Raw genomic sequence first — 14,874 nt, 5'->3', positions numbered from 1 at the left:
TTTAATATGTTTCTTATGATATACAATATGATTGATGTCTGGTGCAAAGATACTGCTTTTCTGTCGATTATCACTATTCACAAAATATCACAAAATGTTCAAAATTGCCGTTTCTTTTAGCGGCGGAGGTTCTGGAAACAAAAATCCCTCACAGATAGAGGTCTGTGAGGGAACTTTCTGATATTTTAGAATTTCATTTTATAGACGTTGGTTTCTCTCTTTTCAAAGCCCAGGCTCTGATAGAGCTGGTTGGCAACGACACGGGATGGGCGCGAGGTGAGCATCAGCGTTACCTCTCCCCTCTTCCTGCACAGTTCCATCACCTGCAGAATCATCAGCTTGCCATATCCCTTGCCGCGAAAGTTTCTATCCACCACCACATCTTCTATCCATGCCTTCCATCCGGTAGGGCATTGATAAAGGCAGAGGGTGGTCATACCGATGAATTGTCCATCGGATTCCAAGACATAGAGATGACTTTGGGATGAGGAGAGCAAAGAGTTCAATTCTTCCTCGGTGATAGTATGTACGCTATCACTCAACTGCGACAATAGGTTATTGATACTTGCCAAATAACCTGGCTTCAATTCTGTTAATTCTATCAATCTAGGTTCTTTCATGGTGCAAACTTAGCATATATTTCGGAGATTGCCAAGAATTGCAGGGAATATTTTATTTTTTAATAAAAGAAGAAAGGGCAAAAGCTTTCTAAATTCAAAGCTTTTGCCCTTCATATTTTTACTTCCAAGGATTCTCGGTTGGATAAGGCAGGCTAGCTGGCTGGTTGTAAGCGATATCCTTGATGCCAAGATACTTGAATACCTCGAACAGGGTCTTGCCTACGTGAGAGAAAGCTACGGCACCGTGGTGTGGATAGCCCTTCTGAACCAAGACGTGGCGATAGAAGCGGCCCATCTCATTGATGGCGAAGATACCGATACCACCGAATGAACGTGTAGGAACATCGAGAACCTCACCCTCTGCGATGTAAGAACGGAGGTTACCCTCTGAATCGCACTGCAGACGATAGAATGTGATGTCAGATGCAGCGATGTCACCCTCCAAAGTACCACGGGTGAAGTCTGGTGTACCACCATTCTCCAACAAACGGTTCTGGATCAACTGATACTTGATCTTACGGCTAGAGCACATCTTGCACTGTGGAGTGTTACCGCAGTGGAAGCCCATGAAGGTATCAGTCAACTTGTAATCGTACTTACCCTTGATGTCCTCATCATAGATATACTGAGGAACAGAGTTGTTGATGTCGAGCAATGTTACAGTATCATCAGAAGCACACATACCGATGTACTCAGACAATGCACCATAGATATCAACCTCGCAAGCTACAGGAATACCGCGGCTAACGAGACGGCTGTTAACATAGCAAGGCTCGAAACCGAACTGGCTTGGGAAGGCTGGCCAGCACTTGTCGGCGAATGCTACATACTGGCGAGAACCCTTGTGAGCCTCTGCCCAGTCGAGCAATGTCAACTCAAACTGTGCCATTCTGCGGCTGAGGTCAGGATAGTAGCATCCCTCGCCCATCTCCTTGGCCATATCAGCGCAAACCTCGTCGATACGTGGATCGTTCGCGTGCTCCTTATAAGCTACGAGGAGGTCGAGCTCTGAGTTTTCCTCAATCTCTACACCCAGTTCATACAAGCCCTTGATAGGAGCGTTGCAGGCGAAGAAGTCCTGTGGACGTGGACCGAATGTGATAATCTTCAAGCCCTTCAAACCGATGATGACGCGAGCTACCGGTACGAAGTCTGCAATCATCTTAGCTACTTCCTCTGCTGTACCAACAGGGTACTCTGGAATATAACCCTTCAAGTGGCGCATACCGAGGTTGTAAGAGCAGTTGAGCATACCGCAGTATGCATCACCACGACCATTGATCATGTCGCCATCACCTTCAGCAGCTGCTACGAACATAACAGGACCATCGAAGTTCTTTGCAATCAAAGTCTCAGGGGTCTCAGGACCGAAGTTACCAAGGAATACAACCAGAGCGTTGCAGCCCTGCTCCTTCACTTCAGCCACAGCCTTGAGCATATCTTTCTCGTTCTCAACTGTAGTCTGACAGTTGAAAATCTCACCTTTGTACTCTTTTACGATGTTCTCACGGCGCTGAGTAGAAAGCGCGATTGGAAAACAGTCACGGCTAACGGCAATAATACCGAGCTTTACTTGTGGAATGTTGTTGCTTACCATAATTCTTGTGTTTTATATTAAGTTTTTATATAATTTACTTGTTTTTGCTTGTTTTTGCTGAGCGCAAAGGTACTAATATTTTTTGTTTCAGCAAGCATTTTAAGAGTTTTTTTATGGTGAAAAAAGTTAAAAACAGAAGATTTCCGCCGGAATGAAACATCCGATAAAGTTCCTGTAACATTTCATACACATCGATTGAGACTTTATAACAAATAAAAACACAAAGATTGATGGTTTTTCAAATTATTATTGTACCTTTGCACCGACAAAAACAGAAAAACGATTATGAACAAAGTCAAGACTATCTTTGCCTGGATATGGCAAAAGCTTTGCGCCTTTTGGCCTTGGTACAAGACATTGTATCAGGGAAGAGCGTGGTACACCAAGACGGTAGTCGCCTTGGCAAGTTGTATTGTCGCCTTTATCCTTTATTTAGGTGCTGTCGATATTAACTTCTTATGGCTTTTCGGTAAGTCACCTGGTTATTTTTCAGGTATTCTGAATCCTCAGACTTCCGAGGCTTCCTTGATTTATAGTGCCGATGGCAAGCTCATCGGTAAGTATTTCAATGAGAATCGTACTCCTGTAGAATACGACGAGGTGAACCCTGCCTTCTTCAAGGCTCTGGTAGATACCGAGGATGAGCGTTTCTACAAGCATATCGGTATCGACCCTATCGGCGTTTTCGCTGCTGCCAAGGATGCTCTCCTGCATCACAATGGCCGTGGTGCTTCTACCATCACGCAGCAGCTGGCAAAGAATATGTTCCGCGTCCGTTCGCAGTATTCTACGGGATTGCTCGGCAAGGTGCCTGTACTCCGCCTGCTCATCATCAAGAGCAAGGAGTGGATCATCGCCGTGAAGCTGGAGACGGTTTTCTCGAAGAAGGAAATCATCACCATGTATGCCAACACCGTGGATTTCGGTAGTAACTCTTACGGTATCAAGACTGCCGCCAAGACTTACTTCAATACCACTCCTAAGGAGTTGACCACCGACCAGGCTGCCGTACTCGTGGGTATGCTGAAGGCTACCACCTATTACAATCCACGTACCAATCCGGAGAACAGTCTGGCACGCCGCAACACCGTATTATATAATATGGTGACACACGGCGATCTGTCACATGCAGAATACAACCAGCTGAAGGCTGAGCCTATCAAACTCGACTTCAAGGTAGAGGAAAACTACGATGGACAGGCTAAATACTTCCGTGAGGCTGTAGCCAACTACCTGAAAGACTGGTGCAAGGAGGAAGGTTACGATCTCTACACCAGTGGTCTGACGATCTACACCACCATAGATACCCGCATGCAGAAGTATGCCGAGGAGGCTGCCCGCAAGCAGATGAAGCAGGTACAGCAGAACTTCAACAACCACTGGAGCATCCGCCGCACACAGGCAGGAAAGGGAAAATGGATGGGACAGGAACCTTGGCAGGATGAGAACCACCAGGTGATTCCAAACTTCATCCAGGGCATCGCCGAGCGACAGCCATTCTACAAGGATCTGGTGGCTCGTTTCCCTAACAATCCAGACTCCGTGAACTACTATTATAAGGAGTGGGTTCACCCGGTTAAGGTATTCGATTACGACAAGGGAAGCATCACTATCAACATGACTTCTGAAGATAGTATCAAGTATATGACTACCTTCATGCACAGTGCTTTCGTGGCTATGGAGCCACAGACGGGAGCCGTGAAGGCATGGGTGGGCGACATCGACTTCGACCACTGGAAGTATGACAAGGTAACAGCCGAGCGCCAGCCGGGTTCTACCTTCAAGCTCTTCGTCTATACAGAGGCAATGAACCAGGGATTGACTCCTTGCGACAAGCGCCGCGACGAATATATCTCGATGGAGGTATATGACAAGAAGAAGCACGAGATGACCATCTGGAGACCATCCAACGCCAACGGTTCTTTCTCGGGTGACAGCATCCCATTGAAGAGTGCCTTCGCCAAGAGTATCAACTCCGTGGCAGTACGCCTGGGACAGGAGATGGGCATCAAGCGCATCATCGAAACCGCCCAGAAGATGGGTATCAACAGTCCACTGGATGACACACCAGCCCTTGCCTTGGGTTCAAGCGATGTCAACCTGCTGGAGATGGCCTGTGCCTACAGTACTATTGCAAACAATGGTAAGCACCACGACCCGGTATTGGTTACCAAGATTGTGGACCACGACGGCAAGGTGGTATATGAAGGTCCTTCTACAGAAGAGCAGGTGATTCCTTACAAGAGTGCCTTCCTGATGCAGCAGTTGCTGCAGGGCGGTATGAAGGAGCCGGGCGGTACATCGCAGAGCCTTTGGGGCTATGTAGGCAACTACCGTGACACCGAATTTGGCGGAAAGACGGGTACGACCAACAACCACTCAGATGCCTGGTTCATGTGTGTAAGTCCTAAACTGGTGGTTGGTGCCTGGGTAGGCGGCGAATACCGCTGTCTCCACTTCCGCACCGGAGCCTTGGGTCAGGGTTCCCGAACAGCATTGCCAATATGCGGTTACTTCATGCAGTCTGTATTCGGCGATCCTGCCTTCCAGCAGTATCACGCCAAGTTCGACAAGCCACAGGATGGCGACATTACACGAGATATGTATATCTGCGCAAGCTATGCACCAAAACCAAAGGTAGATACCACCCGTGTGGATAGCACCGCATTCACAGAGGAAATCATCCTCGACGAAAACGGCAATCCTATTACCAAGGAGGTTCCTGCAGTCAAGTCGGAAGGAGAATCTTCTGCTTCAGGAGCTACAGAAGAAAAGAAAGAGAAGAAGAAGACAAAGCCAACAGAACAGCCTGTCAACTTCGACGACCTTTAAAAATAAAATATGATTGATCTCGACAATGCGGAGCTGCAGAATGCACTCCAAATCATACAGTTTACCCGTCGTTCGCTTTTCCTCACCGGAAAGGCGGGGACGGGTAAATCTACTTTTCTGCGGTACATCGCAGCCAATACCAAGAAGAAACACATCGTTCTGGCACCTACAGGCATCGCAGCCATCAATGCCGGCGGAAGCACCCTGCACAGTTTCTTCAAGCTGCCCTTCCACCCCCTGCTGCCCAACGACAGTATGTATTCCGTGCGCAACATCCGGAATACATTGAAGTATAATTCCGAGAAAATCAAGATTATCCGTGAAGTGGAACTCATCATCATCGATGAGATCAGTATGGTGCGTGCCGACATCATCGATTTCATCGACAAGGTGCTGCGTGTGTATTGCCGCAATATGAGGGAGCCGTTCGGAGGAAAGCAACTTCTGCTGGTGGGCGACATCTATCAGTTGGAACCGGTGGTAAAGGAGGAGGACCGCAAACTGCTGAATCCTTTCTATCGCAGCAGCTTCTTCTTCGATGCCAAGATCTTCCAGCAGTTCCAGCTCGTCAGCATCGAACTCAAGAAAGTTTATCGCCAGAGCGACCCTGTCTTCATCGGAATCCTCGACCATATCCGAACCAGTCAGGCGCAGAGTCAAGACCTTCAGCTGCTCAACCAGCGGGTAGGCGCCCAGCTCGACGAGAGTGATTCCAAGCTTGCCATCACCCTCTCCACCCGCCGCGACACCGTGGATTTCATCAACGAGAACCAGCTCAAGCTCCTGCCAGGAGAGCCAACACTCTTCCGGGGCAATATCCAGGGCGAGTTTCCGGAAAGCAGTCTGCCTACCCCTATCGAACTGTACCTGAAGACCGGAGCACAGATTATCTTTATCAAGAATGATATCGAGCACCAATGGGTGAACGGTACTCTGGGCACCATCATCGGGTTCGATGATGAAGATGATGCCAAGATATATGTGCGCACCGAGAATGGACAGGATGTTATGGTAGAACCTGCCGCCTGGAGCAACATGCGCTATCATTTCAATGAGGTGGAAAAGAAGATTGAGGAAGAGGAAATAGGCAGATACGAACAATATCCTATCCGACTTGCCTGGGCAATTACCGTACACAAGAGCCAGGGTCTGACTTTCAATCAGGTGAAGATTGATTTCACGGGAGGAGTTTTTGCAGGCGGTCAGACTTACGTGGCTTTGTCGAGATGCACCAGTCTGGAGGGAATCAGTCTGCAGGAACCTATCCGTCCCAGCGAGATATTCGTGCGCAACGAGGTGAAGCAGTTTGCCCGCCAGTATAACAACCAGAACACCATCCACACGGCGCTGATGCAGAGCAAGGCAGACAGGCAGTATCACGATGCTGTAAAAGCGTATGACAAGGGTGACATGCAAACCGCCTTGGATAATTTCTTCCTAGCCATCCACAGCCGTTACGACATCGAGCATCCGCTTGCCAAGCGCTTCATCCGCAAGAAGCTGAACAAGGTGAATGAGTTGCAGGCAGAGAACGAGCGGTTGCGTGAAGTTATCAAGCAAAAGGATGAAGAAAAGAAGAAGCAGGAGAAATTCCTGAAGCGCCTAGCTACGGAGTATGTTATCATGGGCAAGGAATGCGAGAAGGAGGGCATGAAAGAAGCTGCCATCACCAATTACAAGAAGGCGCTCACCCTCTACCCTAGCCATCCCGAGGCAAAGAGAAGGCTGAAGCATCTCAACGAATAATCATAAAAAATGTGGTTGACAAAACGGAAAAACAAATCCGTTTTATCAACCACATTTTTTATTGATTAAAATCTAACCTCATAGGTCTTGCCCTTCTGGGTCTTCATCTTCTTCACCTTATCTCCATATCTTACCTGACAAGGTTCGCCGGAGCCGGAGAGAATGACAGCCTTGGTAAGGCGGCCGTTGTCCCAATAGATATCCACCGTGAAGTTGCCCTTGGCACGGAGACCCTTGATGGAACCCTTCTGCCATGCATCTGGCAGGGCTGGCAGGAGATGGATAAAGCCCATGTGACTCTGCATCAGCATCTCGGTGATACCCGCTGTACCGCCAAAGTTACCATCTATCTGGAATGGGGCGTGCGTATCCCAGAGATTGTCCAATGTTCCATTCTTCAGAAGATTACCATAAAGCTTGTAGGCATGATTGCCATCATGCAGACGAGCCCACTGGTTCAGCTTCCAACCCATAGACCATCCCGTGGCACCATCGCCACGATGCTCCAACACCACCTTGGAAGCCTTCGCCAGCACAGGAGTGGTGATAGGCGAAATGGTGCGGCCCGGATGCAGACCGAAGAGATGGTTCACATGGCGATGCTCATCCTTAGGATCATCAATATCCTTCGACCACTCCATCAACTGTCCGTAACGGCCAATCTGATAAGGAGCAATGTGCTTCAGAGCATCTTCCCACTGCTTGCGATCCTTGGCATCCTTGCCCAGAATCTTGCTCGCCTCTACGGCATCGAGCAGAATCTCACGAATCACGGCATGGGCGAAGGTGGCACCCTCGTCTATCGGTCCGTGCTCCGGAGAGGTGGAAGGAGCCGCTGTATAGACGCCATCCTTGCGGTGCCACAGATAATCTGTTGCGAAGTTGGCACTTCCCTTGATGATATCGTAGGCTGTCTCGCTCAGGAACTTCTTATCGCGGGTATAGTCGTAATAATCCCAGAGATGGGTAGCCAACCATGGACCGGCAAATGGAGAGAAGTTCCAAGACATATCCTCGCTTGCCAGCGGAGAAGTGAAACCGAAGATATTGCTGGATACAGATGTGGTCCAGCCACGGGTACCGTAATATGACTTGGCTGTCTTTTCACCCGGCTTCACCTGTGTCTGGATGAAGTCGAAGAGCGGAAGCTCACACTCGCTCAGGTTGGTGGTGCAGGCTGGCCAGTAGTTCATCTGGAGATTGATGTTGTTATGGTAGTCAACACGCCAAGGACCATCCACGTTGTTGTGCCATACACCCTGCAGGTTGGCTGGCATGTTTCCAGGACGTGAAGAGGCGATGAGGAGATAGCGTCCAAACTGATAGTAGAGCTGCTCCAGATAGAAATCCTTGGCACCCTTGCGGTAGTTAGCCAGGCGCTCATCGATAGGCATATCGTTGGCATTAGCCGCATCATTCAGATTCAGGCTCACGCGATTGAACAGACGGCTGTAATCCTTGTAATGCTCATCCAGCAGCTGCGCATAACCCTTGCCCTCAGCCTTGCTCACCCAGTTCTGGGTAGTGGCCAGCGGATCCACGCCCACGTAGGTCTTAGGATCGTTGTAATCAGGGTTATAGTTTGCCTTGTAATCGGTATCGGCAGAAATGAGGAATACCACCTCGTCGGCACCCTTTACGGTCAGCTTTCCACCTTCGTTAGAAAGGCTACCGCCCTTGTTGATGGCACGGATGCGGATGGCATACTGCATATCGTTGTTATCGAGACGGGCATCCCAGAGCAGACCGTTCTTGCCGTCAGCCACCATCTTGCCTGTAGAGACAGGGTTAGGCGCATAAGAGAATACGAGATTCTGCTTACCAGGACGGGAAGCCTTGTAGCGGATAGCCATCACATTGGCTGGATAAGAGATGAAATATTCACGCTGATAGCTCACTTCATCCTTGACGAAAGAAACGGTAGCCAAAGCTGAATCGAGCGACAGGGCACGGCGATATTTCGACATACCCACGGTGCTCAATCCGGTTTCGATATACGCCTCGCCCATCGTGGTAAAGCTACCGAAACGGAATGGATCCTCGGCATAAGACTCGTATGGCACCGGACTGTTGAAGTTCTTGCGGGTGAGCTGTGAAGCCTTCTCCCAGTCGTTGGCTGCAAAGGCATCTCTGATTTCCTGCATCACATGGGCAGAATTCTTGTTCACATCCCAATAGTAGGCAGCGCCCTTCTTGGTGTTCGGACCGCCACGCCAGAGCGTCTTCTCATTCAGGGTGATACGTTCCGCCTCCACCGATCCCAGGATATTGGCACCGATGCTTCCGTTACCGATAGGCAATGACTTTGACTCCCAATCCGAATCCGGATTGCGGGCGGTATCACCAGCCGAGATTGGCTTCTTGTGAGTCCATTTCTCAGGATGGCCTCCATACCAAACTTGCTGTCCCTTCAGGGTAACAGGCGTGTCGAACCAGTAAGACAATGCTGTCTTCTGCTGTGCGGTGGCAGAAAGTGCCCCCAGCATCGCAAAGGTTAAAATAGATACGGTTTTCTTGTTCATTATATATTATATTTAGTCTGATTACTTATTTTCAGATAATCGCTACAAAAATACGATTAAAAATCGACATATCCAAATATAGGGTCATAAAAAACGAGGATAGCCAGCATTTTTTCAATACTTGCTATCCTCGTCTTGCTATTTCATATCGTTCAGGGTGGCTTAATACCACTGTACAGCATTCGAATAACCGCTTCGCTTGTCATACTTCAGGGCATCCGTCAATGTGGCTGCATTGCATCGGAAGGTGAAGTTATAGCTGGTATATGGCGCCAGCACTACCGAACAGCTCATGTTGAAGCAGTGCAGGTCACGGGCCAGACTCGCGGTGGTCATACTCAGCTTATGATTATCAAAATCATAACCGGAAGAGAAGCTGATGTTCCATCCGTCGCTGATACGAACGTTACCGCTCATATTCAGGTTCTGGGTGAACTTGTATGGATATCTCATCGATTTTTCGTTGAACTTCTCTCTTCGGGTATCCTCACGCATGGTGATACCATATCCGAAGGTGAGCGACCATGGCATTTTGAATGCCATATAGCCGTCCGAGTCGGTCTTGGCTTTTCCGCCACCGCTCTTCTTGGCTCCCGTCTTTCCCTTCTCCATACTGTCGTCCACGTTGCTCTCTATGTCGGTATCCATACCTTCATCGTCATCGTCCTTGCGCTTGTTCTTGTCCTTGTCGTCCTCATCACTGCCTCCACCGAAGAGTTTCTTCAGTTTCTCAGGATTCAGGGTGAACGAGAAGTTCTGCGACATACCCTGGAATCGTCCGAACCTGCCCTTGCCCCACTCGGTGTGGTTGCCGACATATACGTTGCCGTTCTCGTCCATCTCGTAGGCGTAGGTGGCAAACACGGCGTTCATGTTGAAGGTATAGTTCTTCCACCACTTCAGTCGCAGGTTGATGTTCATATCACTCCAAGGGCGCACCTTGGCTGCGGTGTTGTAGCTCATACTCACATCAAACGCATCAATGAGGCTCACCTTCTTCAAGCTGTCGTTCTTATCCCTCCATTTCATCTCCAGGTTGTTGCCGATGGTGAAAGAGATGTTTCCGCTCTTTCCCTTTCCCGGCACGCCGTAGAGGGCATTCTGATATGGCGAATAACTTACCAGCGATACATTGCCGTCGGCATCAGTCTTCTGATAAGTATCCCAATAGCCGTAATGCGATGCTCCGAAATCAGGTGCATAGCTGAAGCTTACCGTCGGGGTAATCACGTGGCGGATCCTGTCTATCCTGTTGCCGAACAGCTTGCGGTTAGGAATCCAGAAGCCGTAAAGCTTGGTAGAGAGTCCTATGCTCATGTTCCAGTTATATACGTTGTGGAATCCGTAGGTGGTATCGCAAACCTCTTTCTGCGCAGTGGCATCCCACGATTTCTCCACCTTGTTGGTGTACATACGGTCGGTGAAGTTGAACGAAGGATTCACGTTGAGATATTTGAAGAGGGTGAAGGATGCACTCACCGGAATCTGATGCTGCCATCCGTTTCGCCAGTCCTTGATGAGCGAACTGTGCATCAGCTTATCCTCCTTGGTATTGATACTGTTGGAGATATGTCCGGTATAGCTCATGGCTATCTTCTCGTACCATTTCTCATCACCCACCATCTTCTTTCTGCGGAAAGGATAGAAGCGGGAGATGCTGATGTTCAGGTCGGGCAAGGTCATCGCAATGGATGAGTTACGCATATTCTGCGAGAGGTTTGCCGTAGAACTGAGCGACATTCCGATGCTCGAGAAAGTGGTGCTCCAGCTTACGGAAGAGGTTCTCGTACTCTGCGTCATCGTCTGAGGATTATAGAGCGAGTTGAGGTTGTTGCGCTCATAGCTCGATGTGGCGAAGTTGACGCTTGCCGAAAGCGAACTGAACGGATTTGCCTTGGAATCCTGTCGGTGACTCCACTGCACCTTGAAACTCTCCTGCTTGGTGAAGTCAGGCATTCCCTTGTCACCCGTCTGCGTATCCTGGTAACTGAAGAAGAAGGAACCGGAATACTTGTATCGCTTGCGGTAGTTGCTGGCTGCAGAAAGTCCCCACGAACCCTTGGTGTAGATTTCTCCCAGCAGTTTCAGATCCCACTTGTCGCTGATGGCGAAATAATATCCACCGTCACGGAGATAGAAACCGCGGTCGCTCTCATCACCATAGGTAGGCATGATGAAACCGCTGCTGTAGCTCTTGGTGAACGGGAAGAATCCGTATGGGATACCCAGCGGCATCGGCACATCGCAGACCACGAGATAGGCGGGACCGAAGATGACATCCTTGCCCGGGCGCACCTTGGCTCTGGAGAGCGAGATGTAGAAGTCTGGATGCGGATCATCGCAGGTGGTATATCTGCCATGCTGCAGATAGATGACACCCGAAGAATCTCGCTTCGACTTCATACCGGTGAGGAATCCATCCTGCTGCTCGGTATATACATTATTAATAAGGGCCTTCTTGCTCTTGAAGTTGAACTTGATGGTATCGGTATCATAGGTATCATTGCCCATCTTGAAGACCGGTTTTCCCTTGATGCCTCCATCAGCCATCGAGTCCTTGGTACCGCTGGCTCTCACATTGCTCTTGTCCAGATCCATGGAGATGCGGTCGGAGGTAAGATCCATGTTCTCGTACTTCACGTTCGAGTTTCCATAGAGATGCGCCACCTTGTGGTGGGCATCATATACCAGCGAGTCGTCGGCCTGATACTGTACAGGTGCGTCGATGCCACCCGACTTCTTTCTGTTGATACTGTCGAGTCGGATACTGTCATCCACCACCTTATTATGTTTCCATATAGCCTTCTGCAGGGAATCCATCTGGGTGGTATCGGTCTCCGTACTGATGATTTCATTGCCGAGCGAATCGACAAAGACGGAGTCGCCCACAGCCACGGCAGTGGAATCAGCCTGCTTCTTCTTGTGTTTTCCTGCAGGCATACCCGGGTTTGCAACCATCATGGCAGCGATGGATGCAAACATCAGAACAGCTATAGTTGATTGTTTTCTCATTCAGAATAAATATTCGAGTTTCATAAACCCGATAAAACTTCAGAAAATTATATTTTATTTTCAAACATCCGCTCCCATTCCTGGAAGCGCTTTACTCCTTCCTCGCCAAACTTAGCGAGACTTTTCTCTGCCTTTTCGATACTCTTTTCTTTGTCGAGATGAGTCTTGCTGAAGAATTTGTCAGCATAGCAGATTACCTTCTCCTCCATGGTTTCCGGCAGAAAATCCTGGTGAGGCAGTGGCAGTTGCTGCTTCTCGATCTGCTCTTTCGTAATGCCGGCACCGGTGTGGCGCTCGCATACCCGAGCATGTCGCTCATAACCTTCCTTGCGCAGCAGTTCGGCACCCAGTCGGCCATGACAGATGTAAGGCTGCGAACCGAAACAGTGAATGCCAGGAGCATCGGTCTGAAAGATTCCGATATCGTGAAGCATGGCTGCTTCCTCTATAAACCGGGCATCCAGATGCAGTTCGGGATGAGACGAAACAATCTGTAGCGCTTTTCGCGCTACAGATTGACTATGTGTGATGAGGATACGGCGAAGCTCCGTATCCTCAGGATAATACTTATCAATAATTGCTTGATAATCCATAAATTCAATGTTTACTCAGCGTTGCGCTCAATGTAAGCGATGACATCACCCTTGCGGATCTTGCTGCCCTGCTTAGCATTGATTTCCACGAGCTTACCACCCAAAGCGGCAGGAACTGTCTCAAACTCACCCCATGGAGCGAGGATGTAGCAGAAGGCATCACCTTCCTTGTACTCCTTACCGATGAATGGCTCTACAGCTGGCTGGCACTCGCCCTCGCCCTGGAACTCCCAGAAAATCTGACCGGCTACTGGTGCTACGATAGCATCAGCCTTGGCATGCTTGAACTCTGCGAGCTGAGCTGGAGTCAAGGTGCTGCCGAGCTTGGCATCCTTTGCCTTCTGGAGGTCAGCCAGGAAGTTCTTCTTAGCCTGACCGCTCTTGAAGTTGCGATACTGCTCTGGGTGCATAGCGAGTTCGAAGAGCTCCTCATCGTCCTGACCATACTCCCAACCGTTCTCGTCCATCTCCTTCTTGAAGTCGTCGAGTGCATTAGTAAGCAATGTATGAGCATCTACATCTGTAAACTCACGACCCTGCTTCTTGGCAAGCTCTACGAGTTCTGGATCAATCTTTCCAGGAATCTTACCACTCTTACCGAGGATCATACCCCACATAGAATCATCCATCATTACGAAGCGGCCCTTGCCCTGCTCCATGGTGAGGAGGTTCATCAATGAGATGTTCTTTACATACTGGCTGAATGGTGTTACCAATGGAGGATAACCAACGCGTGGCCATACATACTCTACCTCGTCGAAGAGCTTGATCAGAAGGTCGTCCATAGACAACTCTTCCTCACCCTTCTTCTTGCGGATGTTGTTGATGGTCTGACGCATACCGCCGAGGTCTGCCATCATAGAACCCATCATACCGCCAGGGAGACCACAACCGAGCAACAATGAAGACATGATCTTGTTACCTGGGTTGATGAAGTAGCCGAGCCACTCGTCGATGAACTCCTGAGTCATGGCACGAGCCTTCATATAAGCGCTCATGTTGATCTCAGGCACCTCAAAGCCCTCGTTCTTCAACATGCTGATAACAGAGATAACGTCTGGATGAACCTTACCCCATGACAATGGCTCGATGGCTGTATCGATGATGTCGGCACCATTGTTGCAGACCTCGAGGATAGAAGCCATAGAGAGACCAGGACCAGAGTGACCGTGGTACTGGATGATGATCTCAGGATACTTGTCCTTGATCATCTTGGTAAGCTTACCGAGGAATGCAGGCTGACCGATACCAGCCATATCCTTCAAGCAGATTTCCTCAGCACCGGCAGCGATGAGCTGGTCGGCGATGTTCATATAATATTCGAGTGTATGTACTGGAGAGTTGGTGATACAGAGTGCACACTGTGGAGTCATGCCACCTTCCTTAGCCCACTTGATAGAAGGAATGATGTTACGAACATCGTTCAAGCCATCGAAGATACGGGTGATGTTGGTACCCTGCTTAGCCTTCACCTTGTACATCAAGGCACGTACATCGTCTGGCACAGGATACATACGAAGAGCGTTCAATCCACGGTCGAGCATGTGAGTCTTGATGCCCACCTCGTTGAATGGCTTACAGAATGCACGAACTGCATCATTAGGATTCTCGCCAGCGAGGAGGTTAACCTGCTCGAAAGCACCACCATTGGTCTCTACACGGCTAAAGCAACCCATTTCAATGATAACTGGGGCAATCTTAGCCAACTGATCCTTACGTGGCTGGAACTTACCAGAACTCTGCCACATGTCTCGGTAAACGAGACTGAACTGAATTTTCTTCTTCATTCTTATTATTAAATTTCTTGTTTCCTAAATTTATATATAAAATAATGTGTATCTCCTGCCCCGAGCCTCATTACAAGCCAAGGCATTCTATACCAAGGTGCAAAATTAGACAAAAAATTCGAGAAATCAGTCATTTCCCACAATTTATTATGGTTTCGGCACTGA

At 49.1% G+C, this 14,874-nt stretch carries 8 protein-coding genes; 2 read left to right on the top strand and 6 right to left on the bottom strand.

Annotation, left to right across the window (positions count from 1 at the left end):
- Window positions 1-185: 185 nt before the first annotated feature.
- Both CFT61_RS05740 and CFT61_RS05735 read right to left on the bottom strand, forming a co-directional pair.
- Window positions 186-605 (bottom strand): GNAT family N-acetyltransferase, encoded by a 420-nt coding sequence (locus CFT61_RS05740; protein ID WP_176425516.1) that lies wholly within the window; start codon window positions 603-605, stop codon window positions 186-188.
- 133 nt (window positions 606-738) lie between these two features.
- A complete protein-coding gene (locus tag CFT61_RS05735) occupies window positions 739-2,217 on the bottom strand; it encodes an L-fucose/L-arabinose isomerase family protein (protein WP_089543505.1) in 1,479 nt (492 codons plus the stop codon).
- 285 nt (window positions 2,218-2,502) lie between these two features.
- Between CFT61_RS05735 and CFT61_RS05730 the strand changes: the two genes are divergently transcribed.
- Both CFT61_RS05730 and CFT61_RS05725 read left to right on the top strand, forming a co-directional pair.
- The gene (locus CFT61_RS05730; RefSeq protein ID WP_089543504.1) at window positions 2,503-5,049 is read left to right on the top strand and encodes a transglycosylase domain-containing protein; all 2,547 of its coding nucleotides are present in this window, start codon (window positions 2,503-2,505) and stop codon (window positions 5,047-5,049) included.
- Window positions 5,050-5,058: 9 nt separating this feature from the next.
- Window positions 5,059-6,795 carry an AAA family ATPase gene (locus tag CFT61_RS05725; protein WP_176425515.1) on the top strand — a complete coding sequence of 579 codons (1,737 nt, stop codon included), beginning with the start codon at window positions 5,059-5,061 and terminating at the stop codon, window positions 6,793-6,795.
- 65 nt (window positions 6,796-6,860) lie between these two features.
- On the opposite strand, the gene CFT61_RS05720 is transcribed toward CFT61_RS05725, so the two are convergent.
- From CFT61_RS05720 to CFT61_RS05705, 4 genes are all read right to left on the bottom strand, one after another.
- Entirely contained in the window at window positions 6,861-9,317 is a 2,457-nt protein-coding gene (locus tag CFT61_RS05720; RefSeq protein WP_089543503.1) for a glycoside hydrolase family 95 protein, read from the bottom strand.
- Window positions 9,318-9,479: 162 nt separating this feature from the next.
- Complete coding sequence (locus CFT61_RS05715; protein WP_089543502.1) at window positions 9,480-12,329, bottom strand: putative LPS assembly protein LptD; 2,850 nt, start codon at window positions 12,327-12,329, stop codon at window positions 9,480-9,482.
- Between the two features lie 47 nt (window positions 12,330-12,376).
- Window positions 12,377-12,922 (bottom strand): HDIG domain-containing metalloprotein, encoded by a 546-nt coding sequence (locus CFT61_RS05710; RefSeq protein ID WP_089543501.1) that lies wholly within the window; start codon window positions 12,920-12,922, stop codon window positions 12,377-12,379.
- Window positions 12,923-12,933: 11 nt separating this feature from the next.
- Window positions 12,934-14,709: an oxaloacetate decarboxylase gene (locus CFT61_RS05705; protein ID WP_089543500.1), complete on the bottom strand. Its 1,776-nt coding sequence runs from the start codon at window positions 14,707-14,709 to the stop codon at window positions 12,934-12,936.
- Between the last annotated feature and the right edge of the window lie 165 nt (window positions 14,710-14,874).

Source organism: Segatella copri (assembly GCF_002224675.1).
Taxonomy (GTDB): Bacteria; Bacteroidota; Bacteroidia; order Bacteroidales; family Bacteroidaceae; genus Prevotella; species Prevotella copri_U.
Note: the sequence above shows the minus strand (reverse complement) of the source record. Positions and strands in the feature narration are given on the sequence as shown.

Coding starts and splice junctions, on each gene's coding strand:
- CFT61_RS05735 (WP_089543505.1), bottom strand. CDS start 2,217: ATGGTAAGCAACAACATTCCACAAGTAAAGCTCGGTATTATTGCCGTT.
- CFT61_RS05730 (WP_089543504.1), top strand. CDS start 2,503: ATGAACAAAGTCAAGACTATCTTTGCCTGGATATGGCAAAAGCTTTGC.
- CFT61_RS05725 (WP_176425515.1), top strand. CDS start 5,059: ATGATTGATCTCGACAATGCGGAGCTGCAGAATGCACTCCAAATCATA.
- CFT61_RS05720 (WP_089543503.1), bottom strand. CDS start 9,317: ATGAACAAGAAAACCGTATCTATTTTAACCTTTGCGATGCTGGGGGCA.
- CFT61_RS05715 (WP_089543502.1), bottom strand. CDS start 12,329: ATGAGAAAACAATCAACTATAGCTGTTCTGATGTTTGCATCCATCGCT.
- CFT61_RS05710 (WP_089543501.1), bottom strand. CDS start 12,922: ATGGATTATCAAGCAATTATTGATAAGTATTATCCTGAGGATACGGAG.
- CFT61_RS05705 (WP_089543500.1), bottom strand. CDS start 14,709: ATGAAGAAGAAAATTCAGTTCAGTCTCGTTTACCGAGACATGTGGCAG.